20 protein-coding genes and 2 pseudogenes are annotated in these 15,343 nt (G+C 65.2%); 13 read left to right on the plus strand and 9 right to left on the minus strand.

Annotated elements, in window-relative coordinates:
* Positions 1–5 precede the first annotated feature (5 nt).
* From K3U94_RS11295 to K3U94_RS11305, 3 genes are read left to right on the plus strand one after another with little or no spacing between them, the layout of a single operon-like run.
* Positions 6–977: an AAA family ATPase gene (locus K3U94_RS11295; RefSeq protein ID WP_047318085.1), complete on the plus strand. Its 972-nt coding sequence runs from the start codon at positions 6–8 to the stop codon at positions 975–977.
* Positions 974–2,242 (plus strand): DUF58 domain-containing protein, encoded by a 1,269-nt coding sequence (locus K3U94_RS11300; protein WP_230987548.1) that lies wholly within the window; start codon positions 974–976, stop codon positions 2,240–2,242. The genes K3U94_RS11295 and K3U94_RS11300 overlap by 4 nt, the downstream gene beginning before the upstream one ends.
* Positions 2,242–2,688, plus strand: coding sequence for a hypothetical protein (locus tag K3U94_RS11305; protein ID WP_230987549.1), 447 nt, complete (start codon positions 2,242–2,244; stop codon positions 2,686–2,688). Before K3U94_RS11300 ends, K3U94_RS11305 begins: the two co-directional genes overlap by 1 nt.
* Before the next feature lie 4 nt (positions 2,689–2,692).
* Here the strand turns inward: K3U94_RS11305 and K3U94_RS11310 are convergent, their stop codons facing one another.
* Together K3U94_RS11310 and K3U94_RS11315 are read right to left on the minus strand one after the other, a co-directional pair.
* Positions 2,693–3,823: a nitronate monooxygenase gene (locus tag K3U94_RS11310; RefSeq protein WP_047317802.1), complete on the minus strand. Its 1,131-nt coding sequence runs from the start codon at positions 3,821–3,823 to the stop codon at positions 2,693–2,695.
* A gap of 145 nt (positions 3,824–3,968) precedes the next feature.
* Positions 3,969–4,760, minus strand: coding sequence for an HAD family hydrolase (locus tag K3U94_RS11315; protein WP_220696522.1), 792 nt, complete (start codon positions 4,758–4,760; stop codon positions 3,969–3,971).
* A 116-nt stretch (positions 4,761–4,876) separates the two neighbouring features.
* On the opposite strand from K3U94_RS11315, the gene K3U94_RS11320 reads away from it, so the two are divergent.
* From K3U94_RS11320 to K3U94_RS11335, 4 genes are all read left to right on the plus strand, one after another.
* A complete protein-coding gene (locus tag K3U94_RS11320) occupies positions 4,877–5,122 on the plus strand; it encodes a hypothetical protein (RefSeq protein ID WP_047318087.1) in 246 nt (81 codons plus the stop codon).
* Positions 5,123–5,253: 131 nt separating this feature from the next.
* Positions 5,254–5,751, plus strand: a complete 498-nt coding sequence (locus K3U94_RS11325; protein WP_220696523.1) for a hypothetical protein — start codon at positions 5,254–5,256, stop codon at positions 5,749–5,751.
* 24 nt (positions 5,752–5,775) lie between these two features.
* Positions 5,776–7,050 (plus strand): competence/damage-inducible protein A, encoded by a 1,275-nt coding sequence (locus K3U94_RS11330; protein WP_220696524.1) that lies wholly within the window; start codon positions 5,776–5,778, stop codon positions 7,048–7,050.
* Between the two features lie 48 nt (positions 7,051–7,098).
* A complete protein-coding gene (locus K3U94_RS11335) occupies positions 7,099–8,562 on the plus strand; it encodes a lipase maturation factor family protein (RefSeq protein WP_220696525.1) in 1,464 nt (487 codons plus the stop codon).
* Here K3U94_RS11335 and K3U94_RS11340 read toward each other — a convergent pair whose 3' ends face one another.
* From K3U94_RS11340 to K3U94_RS11350, 3 genes are all read right to left on the minus strand, one after another.
* Positions 8,563–10,023 (minus strand): HNH endonuclease signature motif containing protein, encoded by a 1,461-nt coding sequence (locus K3U94_RS11340; protein ID WP_220696526.1) that lies wholly within the window; start codon positions 10,021–10,023, stop codon positions 8,563–8,565.
* Between the two features lie 253 nt (positions 10,024–10,276).
* Positions 10,277–11,044, minus strand: a complete 768-nt coding sequence (locus tag K3U94_RS11345) for a hypothetical protein (protein WP_220696527.1) — start codon at positions 11,042–11,044, stop codon at positions 10,277–10,279.
* Entirely contained in the window at positions 11,044–11,499 is a 456-nt protein-coding gene (locus tag K3U94_RS11350; RefSeq protein ID WP_220696528.1) for a phage gene 29 protein family protein, read from the minus strand. The genes K3U94_RS11345 and K3U94_RS11350 overlap by 1 nt, the downstream gene beginning before the upstream one ends.
* A gap of 52 nt (positions 11,500–11,551) precedes the next feature.
* Between K3U94_RS11350 and K3U94_RS11355 the strand changes: the two genes are divergently transcribed.
* Positions 11,552–11,827, plus strand: coding sequence for a DUF732 domain-containing protein (locus tag K3U94_RS11355; RefSeq protein WP_220696529.1), 276 nt, complete (start codon positions 11,552–11,554; stop codon positions 11,825–11,827).
* Positions 11,824–12,141 (plus strand): DUF732 domain-containing protein, encoded by a 318-nt coding sequence (locus K3U94_RS11360; RefSeq protein WP_220696530.1) that lies wholly within the window; start codon positions 11,824–11,826, stop codon positions 12,139–12,141. The genes K3U94_RS11355 and K3U94_RS11360 overlap by 4 nt, the downstream gene beginning before the upstream one ends.
* Here K3U94_RS11360 and K3U94_RS11365 read toward each other — a convergent pair.
* Positions 12,138–12,434, minus strand: a pseudogene (locus tag K3U94_RS11365) (Gp37-like protein); the annotation flags it as partial. The gene K3U94_RS11360 and the pseudogene K3U94_RS11365 overlap by 4 nt on opposite strands.
* Before the next feature lie 125 nt (positions 12,435–12,559).
* On the opposite strand from K3U94_RS11365, the gene K3U94_RS11370 reads away from it, so the two are divergent.
* Positions 12,560–12,841 carry a DUF732 domain-containing protein gene (locus K3U94_RS11370; protein WP_220696532.1) on the plus strand — a complete coding sequence of 94 codons (282 nt, stop codon included), beginning with the start codon at positions 12,560–12,562 and terminating at the stop codon, positions 12,839–12,841.
* On the opposite strand, the gene K3U94_RS11375 is transcribed toward K3U94_RS11370, so the two are convergent.
* Positions 12,838–13,302 carry a Gp37-like protein gene (locus K3U94_RS11375; RefSeq protein ID WP_491562385.1) on the minus strand — a complete coding sequence of 155 codons (465 nt, stop codon included), beginning with the start codon at positions 13,300–13,302 and terminating at the stop codon, positions 12,838–12,840. The genes K3U94_RS11370 and K3U94_RS11375 overlap by 4 nt on opposite strands.
* Before the next feature lie 30 nt (positions 13,303–13,332).
* On the opposite strand from K3U94_RS11375, the gene K3U94_RS24365 reads away from it, so the two are divergent.
* The gene (locus K3U94_RS24365) at positions 13,333–13,635 is read left to right on the plus strand and encodes a DUF732 domain-containing protein (protein WP_220696534.1); all 303 of its coding nucleotides are present in this window, start codon (positions 13,333–13,335) and stop codon (positions 13,633–13,635) included.
* Positions 13,636–13,642: 7 nt separating this feature from the next.
* Here the strand turns inward: K3U94_RS24365 and K3U94_RS11385 are convergent.
* Positions 13,643–13,939, minus strand: a pseudogene (locus K3U94_RS11385) (Gp37-like protein); the annotation flags it as partial.
* Positions 13,940–14,004: 65 nt separating this feature from the next.
* On the opposite strand from K3U94_RS11385, the gene K3U94_RS11390 reads away from it, so the two are divergent.
* Both K3U94_RS11390 and K3U94_RS11395 read left to right on the plus strand, forming a co-directional pair.
* Positions 14,005–14,334 carry a DUF732 domain-containing protein gene (locus K3U94_RS11390; protein WP_220696536.1) on the plus strand — a complete coding sequence of 110 codons (330 nt, stop codon included), beginning with the start codon at positions 14,005–14,007 and terminating at the stop codon, positions 14,332–14,334.
* Between the two features lie 176 nt (positions 14,335–14,510).
* A complete protein-coding gene (locus K3U94_RS11395; RefSeq protein ID WP_220696537.1) occupies positions 14,511–14,843 on the plus strand; it encodes a DUF732 domain-containing protein in 333 nt (110 codons plus the stop codon).
* Between the two features lie 26 nt (positions 14,844–14,869).
* On the opposite strand, the gene K3U94_RS11400 is transcribed toward K3U94_RS11395, so the two are convergent.
* On the minus strand, positions 14,870–15,298 hold the full coding sequence (locus K3U94_RS11400) for a DUF2834 domain-containing protein (RefSeq protein ID WP_220696538.1): 429 nt from the start codon (positions 15,296–15,298) through the stop codon (positions 14,870–14,872).
* Positions 15,299–15,343 lie beyond the last annotated feature (45 nt).

Below are 15,343 nucleotides of genomic sequence, written 5' to 3' on the forward strand. Positions count from 1 at the left end.
CCGGGCTGTCCGGCGCGGCGGCCACTACCGCGGAGCGCTGCACCGCGGTGCTCGACGAAATCGAACGGGCCGTGGTCGGTAAGCGGTCCGCGCTCACCCTCATTCTGACCACGGTGCTCGCCGGCGGACATGTGCTCATCGAAGACTTGCCCGGCCTGGGCAAGACGCTGATCGCACGGTCGTTCGCCGCCGCGCTCGGACTGGACTTCATCCGGGTGCAGTTCACCCCCGACCTGCTGCCCGCCGACCTGCTCGGCACGACCGTCTACGACATGTCCTCGGGCCGTTTCGAATTCCGGCGCGGGCCGATCTTCACCAACCTGGTGCTGGCCGACGAGATCAACCGAACGCCGCCCAAGACCCAGGCGGCCCTGCTGGAGGCGATGGCCGAAGGTCAGGTCAGCATCGACGGCCACACGCATCGGTTGCCGTCGCCGTTCATCGTGCTGGCAACCGACAATCCGATCGAGTACGAGGGCACTTACCCGCTGCCGGAGGCGCAGCTGGACCGGTTCGCGATCCGGCTGCGGTTGGGTTATCTCTCGGAGCAGGGGGAGGCGGCCATGCTGCGCCGGCGCCTGGATCGCGGTGCCGCCTTACCGATAGTGCACAAAGTGGTCGACGCCGACGACCTGGTGGCGATGCGCGAATCGGTGGAACAGGTCAGCGTGCACGACGACGTGCTGCGCTATGTGGTGTCGCTGGCGACCGGGACCCGGCGCCATCCGCAGGTGGCGGTGGGCGCCAGCCCGCGGTCGGAAATCGACTTGGTCCAGCTCGCCCGGGCCCGTGCTCTGCTGCTCGGCCGCGACTACGTGATCCCCGAGGACGTCAAGGCGTTGGCCACGTCGGCGATCGCGCACCGGATCACGCTACGGCCGGAGATGTGGGTGCGCCGAGTCCAGGGCGCCGACGTGGTGGAGGAGCTGCTGCGGCGGCTGCCGGTGCCCAGAACCCCCGAGGCGACGCCGACGTGACGCCAGACCCCGACTTCCACGAGGTGGATGTCGCCATCCATTGGCGGGCCTCCCCACTGGCCAAGGCGCTGGCGACGGGTGCCGCACTGGCCCTGGTGGTGGCCGTAGGTGCATCGCGCTGGCAGTTGATCGCGTTCGCCGCTCCGTTGCTGGCGGTGTTGTGCTCGCTGGAGCGCCAGCGACCCGTTCCGGCGTTACGAGTACACGCCACACCCGCGGTTCAGCGCTGCTTCGAAACCGAGTCCGTCGAATTGGTGCTCGGCGCAACGACATCGGATCCCGACGTGGACCGCCTGGAGTTGGCGGTGTCGGCCCATCCCGCGCTCACGCTCACGGCGGGCACCACCGCGCCTGGGTGCCGCAAGGCGGTCACTGCCACGGCCGGACGCTGGGGCCGCTATCCGATTCGTGCCACCCTGGGCGCAGTGGGTCGGGGTGGGCTGCTGGTCGGGACCGGAACCGTCGACATCGCCGAGATCACCGTGTTCCCACCGGCGCCGCCGCAGTCCACGCCGCTCCCGCGAAGCGAACTACTCGACCGGGTCGGTACCCACCTGACCCGGCATACCGGGCGCGGTGTGGAGTACGCCGATATCCGTGCCTACGTTCCCGGCGACCCGTTGCGCTCGGTGAACTGGCCGGTCAGTGCGCGACGCGGCAGCTTGCATGTGACCCAGCGGTTGACCGATCGCGGCGCGGACGTGGTGGTCCTGATCGACGCGTACCCGCAGCCTGCCGGCCCGGCGACCGAGGCAACCGAGCGGTCGGTGCTCGGCGCGGCGCAGGTGGTGCAGACCGCGTTGCGTAATGGCGATCGTGCCGGGGTCGTCATCCTCGGTGGCCGCCACCCGCGCTGGGTCGGCACGGAGATCGGGCAGCGCCAGTTCTATCGGATCGTCGACGCCGTCCTCGGTGCCAGTGACCGAGTCGAGTCGACCACCGGAACGCTGGCCCCCCGGGCCGCGGTGCCGGCGGGTGCCTTGATCATCGCGTTCTCCACGCTGCTCGACACCGAATTCGCGCTGGCGCTGACCGATCTGCGCAAACGCGGGCACGTGGTACTCGCGGTCGACGTGCTGCCCGGCTCGCCGTTTGAGAACGATGTGGATCCGTTGGTGGCCCGGATCTGGACGTTGCAGCGCAGCGCCATGTATCGCGACATGGCCACCGTCGGCGTCGACGTCGCCTCGTGGCCTGATCAGGAGCCGCTGGAAGAAGCGATGCGCCTGGTGACGCAGCGGCGTCGTCCCCGGGCGGTGCGGTGATGGCGCTTCCGTCGGGAGCCGACAGAGCCCTGCCGCCGGCGCTGTCCGGCATGTGTGGGCTGGCGATGGCCGGAGTCGCCGGTTTGGGCGCGTCGGGTACGGCGGCGACCGCGGCGTTGCTGTCTGCCGGTGCGGTGGTGCTCGGGTTCCGGTGGCGAGTGGCGGCGACGATGGCGGTGCTGCTTGCCGTCGTCGCAATTGGCCTGGCCGATTCGCCCAACGTTTCTGCGGCGGTGGCCGGTCTGGCCGCGGTCGGCTATCTTGCGCTGCGCCACGTCGGCACGGTGACCGTACCGACGGTGATCTTCGCCGTCGGGTTCACCGTCGCGGGGTTGATCGCGACGGTGTTCCCGTGGCGGCTGCCCTGGCTACCGCTGTTGGCGCCGTTCGCGGTGTTCGGCTTGTACGCCGTTGCCGCACAACCCTTTCTGCGCGTCGAGGGGTAGTGGATCAGACGCCCGATGCTTCGTTGAGGGCTTCCAGGGTGCTGGTGGCCTCGAGGTACTCCTGAATCCACCGTTCGATGACAGTCGCGGTCTTCTCCACCTTGGTGAACTGGCCGACGACCTGCCCGACCGGGTTGAACGCGACGTCGACGCTCTCGTTCGGGTACTTGTTCGTAGCACGCACGGCCATGCCGGAGACCATGTACTGCAGCGGCATACCCAACGGCTTCGGGTTCTCCGGGGCTTCCCAGGCCTCGGTCCAGTCGTTGCGCAGCATCCGGGCCGGCTTGCCGGTGAAGGAGCGGCTGCGCACGGTGTCGCGGCTGCCCGCCTTGATGTAGGCCGCGTGCTGCGCCTCGGTGTTCGAGGATTCCTCGACCATCAGCCACTGTGAACCGGTCCACGCGCCTTGTGCGCCCAGCGCCAGGGCCGCGGCGATCTGCTGGCCGCTGCCGATGCCGCCCGCCGCCAGCACCGGCACCGGTGCGACCGCCTTGACGACCTCGGGCCACAGCACGATCGAGCCCACGTCGCCGCAGTGGCCGCCGGCTTCGCCGCCCTGGGCGATGATGATGTCCACGCCGGCCGCGGCGTGCTTCTGTGCCTGTCGCGCGGAGCCGCACAGCGCGGCGACCTTGCGGCCCGACTCGTGGATGTGCTTGATCATGTCCGCGGGGGGAGTGCCGAGCGCGTTGGCGATCATCGTCACCTTCGGGTGCTGCAGTGCCACCTCGACCTGCGGGGTGGCGGTCGCTTCGGTCCAGCCGAGCAGCTGCAGGCTGTCCTCGTCGGCGCCCTCGACCGGCACGCCGTGGTCGGCGAGGAGCTTCTTGCCGAAGTCGAGGTGCTGCTGGGGGACCAGCTTGCGCAGCGATTCGGCCAGTTCCTCGGCGGACTGTCCGGAGTCCATGCCCTCGTACTTGTTGGGGATGACGATGTCGACGCCGTACGGGTGGTCGCCGATGTTCTCGTCGATCCACTTCAGCTCGATCTCGAGCTGCTCCGGGGTGAAGCCCACCGCGCCCAGCACCCCGAAACCGCCGGCCTTACTCACGGCGACCACCACGTCGCGACAGTGGGTGAAAGCGAAGATCGGGAACTCGATGCCGAGTTCGTCGCAGAGGGGAGTGTGCATGACCTACTCCTTAACGGGGCGGGGATCGAAGTGAAACGTGTTCTAATTAACTACCAGACTCGGCATCACGAGGCCAGTCGGGCCTAGGTGGGCTGGTGATACCTAACACTACCGGCGATCGTGTCCGGGGTCATCGGCTAGTAGTTCAGCGAGTGGAAAATGCGCGCAGTACCGCCACCCCGAAGCCGGCGGCGCGGCGTAAGGACCGCCCACCGGTGCGGACGGGGCCGGTGATGCGCAGGACCGGCCAGTCGTTCTCGGCGGCCAGCGCCGCCAGCCCGGGTCGAGGATTGACCGGGCGGGGCCGGCCGACCAGCGCCATCAAAGCGGCATCCTCGTCGCCGTCGGCGTAGAAGAAGCTCTGTTCGAGGTCAATCCCGTTATCGGCGCAGAACGCCTGCACCGTGGCAGCCTTCTGGGCACCCCACACCACGGGCTTGATGATGTCACCGGTCAGGATGCCCCGCTCGTCGAGTTCGAACCGGTTGCACAGCACCTGCCCGATGCCCAGGAACCGGGCCACCGGTTCGGCGTGGATGGTCAGTGCCGACGAGCTCAGCACAACGGTGTGTCCGCGCCGCTGATGTGCCCGCACGATCTCGTGCATGTGTGGGTAGATCCGGCTCGTGATGTGGTCGGAGAACAGTCGTGCGCCGACGTCGTTGAGTTCGCCGATGGACTCGCCGCGCAGATAACCCGCTGCTCGCACCAGCAGCCGCTCGAACTGCATGCGTCCCAGGCGGTACCGAACGGCGGCCTCGACCACGCCGAACACCTCACCGGCGCGGGCTTGGCGTCGGCGGATCCGGTCGCCGGCATGTGCGGTGGCAGTGAACCCGGACACCAACGTGCCGTCCAGGTCGAAGAACGCCCCGATCCGGGCGCCGGATTCGGTCCGGGCGACATCGGCGATCGGATCGCTCGGTACTGCGGTCATCGCCGTCGATGTTACGTCGGCGCCTCGCGGTCCGGGGTGGTCACGCGCCGCGCGACGGGAGGACGTATCTGGGCAGCTGATAGCGTATTTGGCCTATGGATGAAAAGGCCGGCGCAATGAGCACTGAGACCAGTGGGACCACCGCGACCGACGCGCGGGAGATTTTGTCGGAAAAGGCGGAGCAGAACGGCTGGCGGCGCACCCAGCGCGAGCGTGTCGATGTCTACAGTCGCGGGATCTACCACGTCCACGCGATTTGGCGCGACAACAACACCCTCAACGGCGGATCGCACTACGAGGACTCCATCTTGCTGACGTACACGACGGATCTCGCGAAGACTCAGGGCTGGTTGGCCCGCTGACGCCGGCACGGTAACTGTCGCGGCTCCGGTTCGCAACGGTTGCATAACCGCCCCTCGTGTCACACAGGCAACAGTTTTCACACGGATAACTTCAGTCCCGACCTTCTATTTGTTGGGATTGGGGAGAAGCCATGTCACGAATCCGTAAGTACCTGACCGTCGCGGCCGGCACCGCCGCGGGACTGTTCCTGGGGGCGCTGGCGTCCAGCGCCACTGCCAACGCCGACACCGTGCCGATCAACCCCGGGCTGCCCGGTGTGGTCGAGCAGATGGTTGCGTCCTCGACGAGCATTCCGCAGCAATTGCTGCAGACCACCACCTCGGCGCTGAGCGGCACCACCTTCGCTCCGCCCGCGACGCCCGGTCAGGCGCCGCTGGCCACCGCGACCTTCAACGTGCCGCCCTCGCCGAGCGCGATGCCGCAGCAGCAGGCCTCGGCCACCGGGCTGCCCGGCTTGGGGAACCTTCCGGCGAGCCTGAGCTCGGTGCTGCCGTTCCCGATGCCGAACTTCGGCGGTCCGGCACCGGTGACGGCGACGACGGCGTTGGCTCCCACCGGGTATCTGCCGACGGCTCCGGTCGCGCCGGTGTCGCCGATGGAGGTCATGCTGATTCCGGGCTTGCCCTGACGCTGACTGCGTAATCTCGGACCGGTGAGCGCACGCGCAGGAATCGTCGTCACCGGTACCGAGGTACTCACCGGACGTGTGACCGACCGGAACGGACCGTGGTTGGCCGACCGGCTCCTAGAACTCGGAGTCGAGTTGGCGCACATCACGATCTGCGGCGACCGGCCCAGGGATATCGAGAGTCAGCTGCGGTTCCTGGCCGCCGAGGGTGTGGACTTGATCATCACCAGCGGCGGCCTGGGGCCGACGGCTGACGACCTGACGGTCGACACCGTCGCCAGGTTCTGCGGCCGTGACGTCGTGCTCGACGACGAACTGGAAGCCCGGATCGCCGACATCATCAAACCCATGATGGCGCGCTACACGGGTCCGGGCGCTCCGGATTTCGCGACGGTCCGGGCGGCCAACCGCAAACAGGCGATGGTTCCGGCCGGCGCGACGGTCCTGGACCCGGTGGGCACCGCGCCCGGCGTGGTGGTGCCCGGCGCGCCGACCGTCGTGGTGCTACCGGGGCCGCCTCGTGAGCTGCAGCCGATGTGGCACAAGGCCATCCAGACTGCCGCGGTGCAGGAGGCGTTGGCCGGACGGACGCATTACGAGCAGCAGATGATCCGGATGTTCGGCTTGCCCGAGTCCGGTCTGGCTGACACGCTGCGGCACGCGCAGGATGTCGTCGGCGACTTTCGCCGGCTGGAGATCACCACCTGCCTGCGCCGCGGCGAACTGGAGATCGTCACGCGCTACGAGCCGGACGCCGCCGGCGCCTACGAGCAGTTGCTGGCACTGCTGCGTGAACGGCATTCCCGGGCCATCTTTTCCGAGGACGGTTCGCAGATCGACGATCTGGTGGCGGCGCTCTTAGCCGGTCGACTGATCGCGACCGCCGAATCCTGCACCGCGGGCCTACTGGCGGGCCGGTTGGCCGACCCGCCGGGCGCGTCGAATTACTTGGCCGGCGGAGTGGTGTCCTACTCCAACGAGGCGAAGGTGGAACTGCTCGGCGTCGACGCGGCATTGATCGCCGAACACGGTGCGGTCTCCGAGCCGGTGGCCGAGGCCATGGCCGCGGGCGCGCTGCGCCGCTTCTCCGCCGACACCGCGGTAGCGATCACCGGAATTGCCGGGCCCGGTGGCGGAACGCCGGACAAACCGGTGGGCACGGTGTGCTTCTGTGTGGCGCTGGGCGACGGCCGGATGACCACGCGGACCACCCGGTTGCCAGGGGAACGGGCCGACGTCCGGGAACGCTCGACAACGGTGGCCATGCATCTGCTGCACCGCACACTGTCAACCGGCTGATTCCTGCCCCGACCGGTGGTATGAACATCACACCGAGGAGTTGCAGGTGTGAACACACAGTGGGCGTGGTTGAGCGGTTCCGGCTACTGGCTGGGCCGCTTGATCCTCGAACGCGGGATCGCCGCCATCTACATCGTCGCGTTTGTCGCGGCCGCCCGGCAGTTCCGTGCACTGATCGGCGAACACGGCATGACGCCGGTGCCGCAGTACGTGCGCCGTCGTCCGTTTCGGCTGACGCCCAGCATCTTTCACCTGCACTACTCGGATCGCTTCTTCGCCTGCGTGTGCTGGCTCGGCGCGGGCCTGGCCGCGGCTCTGATGGTGGGAGCCGGCGAGCTGGTACCGCTGTGGGCGGTGATGGCGATCTGGCTGGTGCTCTGGGGGCTGTATCTGTCGATCGTCAATGTCGGCCAGACGTGGTACGCGTTCGGCTGGGAATCGATCCTGCTGGAAAGCGGGCTGTTGGCTGTCTTCTTGGGCAATGACCGCGTCGCGCCACCGGTACTGGTCATGTGGCTGGCTCGTTGGCTGCTGTTCCGCATCGAGTTCGGCGCGGGGCTGATAAAGCTGCGCGGCGATTCCTGCTGGCGTGACTTGACCTGCTTGTACTACCACCACGAGACCCAGCCGATGCCGGGGCCGTTGAGCTGGTTCTTCCACCACCTGCCCAAACCCTTGCACCGAATAGAGGCAGCGGGCAACCATGTCGCCCAACTGGTGGTCCCGTTCGGGCTATTCGCTCCGCAGCCCATCGCCGGTGTGGCCGCCGGGATCATCATCGTCACCCAGTTGTGGCTGGTGGCCTCGGGCAACTTCGCCTGGCTGAACTGGATCACGATCGTCTTGGCTGCTGGCGCCCTCGACGAATCCTGGTTGACCGGAAGGATTTCGGGCCTCCAACCGCCAGCCATGGCGCCAGCCCCGGTGTGGTTCACCGCTCTGGTGATGGTGTTCGCCGCGATGGTGGTGATACTGAGCTACTGGCCGGTGCGCAACCTGGCATCACGTCATCAGCGCATGAATGCCAGCTTCAATCCGCTTCATCTGGTCAACAGCTACGGTGCGTTCGGGACAGTTGGTCGTTCCCGCCGGGAGCTGGTGATCGAAGGCACGGCGGCGACCGAACTCACCGAGCGGACGCCCTGGAGCGAATATCAGTTCAAAGGGAAACCCGGTGCGGTGGAACGCCTTCCGCGTCAATGGGCGCCGTATCATCTGCGGCTGGACTGGCTGATGTGGTTCGCCGCGCTCTCGCCCCGGTACGCGCTGCCGTGGCGTGACGCGCTGCTGCAACGGTTACTGCGCAATGACCGGGACACGTTACGTCTGTTGCGCCACAACCCGTTTCCGGACAGCCCACCGAGCTTCGTGCGGATACTGCTCTACGAGTACCGCTTCACCACCCGCTCCGAGCGGCGATGCAACGGGACCTGGTGGCACCGCAACCTGGTGGGCGTCTATCGGTCGCCGGTTTCGGCTGCCGGGACGTCGGTGCCTCCCGGTTCCCGTTAGTCATTGGGCTAGTTCCCAATCTTCGGGTGGATCCGGGTCGTCTGGTGGTGGGTCTGGGCGCAGGTGTGTGTTGATGATGTCTTCGATGAAGTGATACGGATTGACGCGGGGCTGACCGCGTTCGAGGTGTGGCGGGGGGATCCACTCCACTTTGCCGGTGGGGCCGAGTCGGGTGAGCCAGTTGTGTTCGGTGGCCATGCGGTTGTCGGGTGGGCAGGCTAGGGCGAGAGCGTCGACGTCGGTGCGCCCGTTGTGGGCCCAGTCGTTGTCGAGGTGATGCGCCTGGGACAGATACCCCGATACGGTGCAGCCGGGGCGGGTGCAGCCGCGGTCGCGGGCGTGCAGGACGATGCGTTGGTCGGCGGATGCGAGGCGTTTGGTGCGGCCTAGCCACAGGGCGCGCCCGTTGCCGTCGAATATGGCGAGATAGTGGTAGGCGTGTTCGGCCATCCGCAGCAGGTCGCTCATGGGCAGCAGCGTCCCGCCGGCGGTGTGGGCTTTGCCGGTGACAGGTGCAGCGTCGGGTGGGGGGTGTCCTGCTGCGGCGTGGAGTTCGGCCAGCGTGGTGGTGACGATGACGGTGACTGGCAGGCCGTTGAGTTGACCGAGATCTTTGATGGCGAGCAGGGCGCGGCTGGCGGCCAGCAGGGCGTCGTGGTTGCGTTGGTCGGGTCGGCGGTCATCGGTGCGGATTTGATCTTCGGTGGGGGTGCCTTGCACGCAGGGGTGTTCGTCGGCGGGGTTGCACATGCCGGGGGCGGCGAGTTTGGCCAGGATGGGTTCCAAGGTGGCACGTAGTTCGGGGGTGATTTTGCCGGTCAGGGGGCTCAGGCCGTCGGGGCCTTGGCGGCCCAGGCGTAGCCCGCGGTGGGCATGGCGTTCCCGCTCGCTGAATTCTTCGTCCTGGTTGAGCACTGCCACGAGGTGATCGGCGAATCGGGTGAAGGTCTCGGGTTCGTATTCACCGGCAAGGACGGCGAGATGGGCATCGACTTGCTCACGCTTATCGGCCGGGACCGTCGCTGGAATCTTCGCGTATGCCTTGCGGGCGATCGCCACGTGTTCGGGGCTGATCTGGCCGTCGGCTTGGGCGGCCGCCAGGGCCGGCAGTACGGGATCGAGGGGTTGGCCGGTCATGGCGGTGCGCGGTCCCAATTCGGCGGCTTCGGCGACCCGGCGGCGGGCGTCGGCGCGGCTGATCCGAAGTCGTTCGGCCAGAGCTTTGGTCAGCGAGCACGCCCCGAGCAGTCCGGGATTGGCTTGTGCGGCCAGGCGGGCCAGGATCTGGTGATCGACCGCGGGTGCGCGCCAGGCCAGCGTTTCGCGGCGGGTCAGCACGGCCATCAATTCCTCGGCGTTCAGGCCATCGAACGAGCACTGCGCCAGCTGGTCGTAGGCGGCCTCGATCGCGTCGAGGCACCCGAAGATGGTGTCCCGATCGGCGATCACGTTCCTACCCATACATCGAACACTAGTGCGAACCACTGACAGGAAAGGCCGGCTGGCTACAACCTGTTAGCAAGATCGCCAATTGTGGATAGCTATGGCTACGGCTGGAAGGTTGGGGCGATAGCTCCTCCGCGACGGCACGCGATCGGTGGCACCGGCCGGGAATCGATTGCCCAGGGGCGCAACCGATCTCGGTCGGGTCGTCGTCGAGCTCGAGGCCGGTGGCTTTGATGTGCCCGGTGATGTAGGGAATCCACGCGAAGGGTTACGCGGGAATCACATAGGACCCGACGCTGAAGTCGGTCGGGCCGATACCGATGAAGTTCGGGGTGTTGGTGAACGCACCTTCAGGGATCGTGTACAGGCGGCACTGCTTGAGGGTCATCTGCGACGGACCCCATTGCCCGTCATCGAGAACCGTCAGCACATCTCCGACGTGCTTGGTCTTCGTCTGGTCGTAACCGTCCGAATTCTCAATCGCTGCGGAGGGGCCGGGAGGCCCCTGAGGCGAGAGTGCCCGGATGGTGAAGTGCGGGTTGCGGACGTCGCCGGAGACCTCAACGGTGTCGGTGACACCGGGACTGCGCTCATTCATGGGAATGGTCTCATACGACATCGAGATGTTCGGTGTGGCACCGACGGGCCCCGACGGGCCGGGCAGCACCTTGTGCCATTTGGTGCCGTCCCAGATGTAGACCAGGCTCTTGGTGGGATTGTCCTTGTCGTCGACCAGCCACACGCCATGGTTGATCATCGACTCATCCCAGTCCGGCAGCAGCGTGGTTGCGTCCTCGAAGGTCTCAAGGCCATCGATGAACTCCAGCTCGATGATCGGCGCGTTCTTGCCAGGTTCGCCTTGCCGGCCGACCAGGACCGGGGTGGTCAGCACGGCGTCGCCCTGGACGGCTTCGAGGGTGGCCGACATCATCTGCGGGGTGTCTTCATCGCAGACGACCCCGTACCAGGCTGCCGAGAGCAGGGTGTTGAACAGGTGAACGACGTCGCCGGTCTTGGCGGGCACGGGTGCAGTCATCAGTGATAGTCCTCTGCGAGTTTGATGGACGGTCGGATACGCCACCCGTCGGGTGGCGGTGGTGGTGCGAAGTCAGTGCCACCGAAGCGTTCGGCGAGCAGGGCCCGGACCCGCGGGTCATCGGGGTCCAAGTCGGAAAGGGGTGTGCTGTCCAGGTCGACCGGTTCTGGATCGGGCGCGTCGACGTCGATCCACTGCCGGTAACCGCCCGGGGCGTCACAGGCCCGGATGACGGCCTGACCAGCGACGGGGCCCATTCCGGCGCGGGCCAGGTGCCGTGCGATCACCGGTATGTTGACAAACCGCAGGTCATAGATCGTGCCGTCGGGTGATACTGGGCAATTCAGGGCATCGGCAATAGCCCACATGGCTTTGTCGAGCGGGTGGGCATCCGGGCCCGGTTCGGGAATCTCGGGCAGCTTGAGTTGGCCAAGCTGGTTGATGTGCGGTTTCACCGGCCTCCTTAGAAAGGAATGGATGATGAGACGGACTGCGAGAGCAGCAGCTGTGGGCGTAGTCACCGCGGGAATGGCTCTGGGGCTGGCGGGAGCTGCGGGCGCGGATGATCAAGCGTTTCTGGACCAAATTCCGCCGCGCAACTACTTCTCCATGTGGCAATCCGACGCAGGCCGACTGATGACCGGTTACAACGTTTGCACGATGCTTCGGGGTGGCACGCCGCCCCAGGTTGTCGCCGATGGCTTCACCAACAGCGATGGGTGGGCCTGGGTGAACGCCGCGCAGCACGAGCTGTGTCCCGACACCCTGGAAGGCTCGAAGTGAAAACAGCGATTGGGCGCATCACGAAGATGCTCGGCGTGGGCACGACCTCGCTGGGATTACTACTCGGAACGGCCGGGATGGCGCAGGCTGACGATCAGTCCTACCTGGACTACCTATTCGCCCACGGATTCACGTACCACCCAGGCGCGTATGCGGCTCCGTTGACCATCGAGTTGGGACACCAGACGTGCGACAAGATCCATGAGACGGGCAACCCGCGCGCCGGCCTTATGCCACTTGCTAACTGGGCACTGACCGATGTGATGATCGAAGGGGCGCAACACGAGCTGTGCCCCGACACCCTGCCGCACTAGAACAGGTCGTTGCTGCCGAATAGGGTGCCGATTGCGTTCCACATGGTCTGTAGCGTGCGGACGGCTTGGCCGAGTGGGTCGTCCATGTCGCCGCCGGTGCCGATGGTGATGTCGAACGTCTTCGGCGTCGACTCGTCGTAATACATGCGCACCGCGCTGACTTGATCGGTGTAGAGCAGGCCGTCGATCTCGAACAGGCAGCGGGTGCCGAGGTCGAAATCGTAGAAGATCGAGTACGGTCGCCGATTCCAGATCGACACCTTAAACGCCTGATAGGGGCGGGTCTTCCAGTGCCCCTGCCGGAGGGCCTACCAGCGCCGGACCGGTCATCTCGACATCGCAGATCGCGTACTATGCCGTGACCGCGTCAACGAAAGAAACGGCAATGAGTCGCATAACGAAGACACTCGGTACTAGCGTGACGGCGCTGGGACTACTACTCGGAACGGCAGGCGTGGCATGCGCTGACGAGCAGTCATTCCTTGACGGCCTGGCTGCGCACGGCATGACCTACGGTGGTGCAGCATCCATGATCATCGGTTTAACTTCGCCGGCGGAGGCGATGCAAACTGGGCGAATGATATGCGACAACATCCGCTTCAGCGGTGACCCACGTGCAGGATTCAACTACCTAATGAACGCTTCGGTGCCGGACTACATGATCGACGTGGCACGATCGGAACTGTGCCCCGGAGCTTAGAACAGGTCGTTGCTGCCGAATAGGGTGCCGATGGCGTTCCACATGGTTTGGATGGTGCGGACGACTTGCCCCAGTGGGTCTTCCATGTCACCGCCGGTGCCGATGGTGATATCGAATGTCTTGGGCGTCGATTCGTCGTAGTACATGCGGACCGCGCTGACTTGGTCGGTGTAGAGCAGACCGTCGATCTCGAACAGGCAGCGGGTGCCGAGGTCGAAATCATAGAAAATCGAGTACGGCCGCCGATTCCAAATACTGACCTTGAACGCTTGATACGGGCGGGTCTTCCAATGCCCCTGCCGCATAGCCAAAGCTGAGCTGACGGTGTAGGCGGTGCCGCCGCCGTCCTGGGTGAAGTACTCCAGGTAACCGAAGTTGCCGGCTTCAATCTCCCTAGCGGATCGGTGTAGCGCGTAAAGCCAGCAGGACCGGTCACCTCGACATCGCAGATCGCATACCATTCCATGACCGTGTCAACGAAAGGAACGGCGATGAGTCGCGTTACGAAGACGCTCGGTGCCGGCGTGGCGGCGCTGGGACTACTACTCGGAACAGCAGGCGTGGCGACGGCAGACGATCAGTCATATCTCGAATACGCGCGAGCTAGCGGTGTGCCAAATAATTTGTACTTTCCAGACTGGGGCGTGATCCAAATGGGTCATGCAATATGCGATCTACTTCGCGGGGGCCGCCCGGTCGAGTCGATTCAATACTTCGGATACACAGGGCTATTCCGCGATCAGATCGTCGGCGCGGCACAACACGAACTGTGTCCCGACACGCTTCCGCATTAGCTCGTTGTCAGAGTAGGTCGTTGCTGCCGAATATGGTGCCGATGGCGTTCCACATGGTTTGTATGGTGCGGACGACTTGCCCCAGGGGGTCTTCCATATCACCGCCAGTGCCGATAGTGATGTCGAACGTTTTCGGTGTGGACTCGTCGTAGTACATGCGGACCGCACTGACTTGGTCGGTGTAGAGCAGGCCGTCGATCTCAAACAAGCAGCGGGTACCCAGGTCGAAATCGTAAAAGATCGAGTACGGCCGCCGATTCCAAATGCTGACCTTGAAGGCTTGATACGGGCGGGTCTTCCAGTGCCCCTGCCGGAGGGCCTACCAGCGCCGGACCGGTCATCTCGACATCGCAGATCGCGTACTATGCCATGACCGCGTCAACGAAAGAAACGGCAATGAGTCGCATAACGAAGACGCTCAGTGCTGGTATGTCCGTCGCAGCACTGCTGATTGTCGGGACAGCGGGTGAGGCCCATGCCGATGACGCATCATTCATCTCAACCATCCGCGGTAACGGGATTCGCGTCGCCGCGATGAATGACTCGACAATCATCGCCCTCGGGCACATCATGTGCTCGTCATTGCGAGATGGGTCCAGCCTGGACACCGTTGCCGGGTTCCCGGCGGGTATTCTTGTGGACGGCCACGGTATCGCCGTTACAGCACAACAGGAATTGTGCCCCGACACCATCAAGTAGATTAGAACAGGTCGTTGCTGCCGAATAGGGTGCCGATAGCGTTCCACATGGTCTGGATAGTGCGCACCGCTTGCCCGAGTGGCCAATGGCAACGGCGCATACTGGCATTCGCACCCGTTCAACATGACGTATTCACTAACCACAGCTGCGGAAATTGCCGACCGAACGCTATGCCCGTGACCTTGTCAACGAAAGAAGCTGCAATGAATCGCATTAAGAAGAAGCTCGGTCCTGGCGCGGCTGCTGCAGGGCTGCTGATTATCGGAACAGCGGGTGAGGCCCATGCCGATGATGCATCATTTATCTCTAGCATCCACAGCAAAGGAATTCGCCAAGGAATGAACGATTCAACACTCATCGGACTCGGACACATCATGTGCTCGGCTTTGCGTGACGGGTCAAGCCTGGATACCGTGGCCGGATTCCCGGGAGGAAACGGCATTTTTGTAGACGGCCACGGTATTGCTGTTACCGCACAACAGGAACTGTGTCCCGACACAATCAAGTAGATCAGAACAGGTCGTTGCTCCTGACGCTACCGGGTGTCGACCCACAGGGTGAGGCCCGCCGCCACGAGGGTAAGCGCGGAAAGCAGTGCTATATCGGTGCCACCCAGCCGGGGTGTTTCCGAGCCCTCGGCTGCCAACCGGCGTTCGCGGGCGATCAGGAACAGCGGGAAGGTCACGCTGATCGCGGTGAGGAACGCACCTGCGATGTAGGCCCAGACGAACCGCACGTTGTGTCTGCGGGCTTCGAGAACCATCAGAATCATCGCCGCCAAGGTCAACAGCAAGATGTCTGCCGTGATCGAGCGCGACGCGGGGTTCACCGCTGTGTCGGGGATGAACCGGGACAGAGGTCGGTCGCCCCCGTTGTAGGCCAGATTCTGGCTCCAGGTGGCGACGAGCGCGGCGAGGGCAATTGCGGCGTAGACGCCGCAGCGGATCTTGGCGGCTGTATTCATGCGGACACGTTAACGACCACGGGGTGAAGGCACGGCGGTTTCGGC

It is taken from the genome of Mycolicibacter heraklionensis (assembly GCF_019645815.1).
GTDB lineage: Bacteria > Actinomycetota > Actinomycetes > Mycobacteriales > Mycobacteriaceae > Mycobacterium > Mycobacterium heraklionense.

Excerpts from the sequence above, each read along its gene's own strand:
- K3U94_RS11305 (WP_230987549.1), top strand. The coding sequence starts at position 2,242 with ATGGCGCTTCCGTCGGGAGCCGACAGAGCCCTGCCGCCGGCGCTGTCC.
- K3U94_RS11310 (WP_047317802.1), bottom strand. The coding sequence starts at position 3,823 with ATGCACACTCCCCTCTGCGACGAACTCGGCATCGAGTTCCCGATCTTC.
- K3U94_RS11315 (WP_220696522.1), bottom strand. The coding sequence starts at position 4,760 with ATGACCGCAGTACCGAGCGATCCGATCGCCGATGTCGCCCGGACCGAA.
- K3U94_RS11320 (WP_047318087.1), top strand. The coding sequence starts at position 4,877 with ATGAGCACTGAGACCAGTGGGACCACCGCGACCGACGCGCGGGAGATT.
- K3U94_RS11325 (WP_220696523.1), top strand. The coding sequence starts at position 5,254 with ATGTCACGAATCCGTAAGTACCTGACCGTCGCGGCCGGCACCGCCGCG.
- K3U94_RS11340 (WP_220696526.1), bottom strand. The coding sequence starts at position 10,023 with ATGGGTAGGAACGTGATCGCCGATCGGGACACCATCTTCGGGTGCCTC.
- K3U94_RS11345 (WP_220696527.1), bottom strand. The coding sequence starts at position 11,044 with ATGACTGCACCCGTGCCCGCCAAGACCGGCGACGTCGTTCACCTGTTC.
- K3U94_RS11375 (WP_491562385.1), bottom strand. The coding sequence starts at position 13,302 with ATGGTATGCGATCTGCGATGTCGAGGTGACCGGTCCTGCTGGCTTTAC.
- K3U94_RS24365 (WP_220696534.1), top strand. The coding sequence starts at position 13,333 with ATGAGTCGCGTTACGAAGACGCTCGGTGCCGGCGTGGCGGCGCTGGGA.
- K3U94_RS11390 (WP_220696536.1), top strand. The coding sequence starts at position 14,005 with ATGACCGCGTCAACGAAAGAAACGGCAATGAGTCGCATAACGAAGACG.
- K3U94_RS11400 (WP_220696538.1), bottom strand. The coding sequence starts at position 15,298 with ATGAATACAGCCGCCAAGATCCGCTGCGGCGTCTACGCCGCAATTGCC.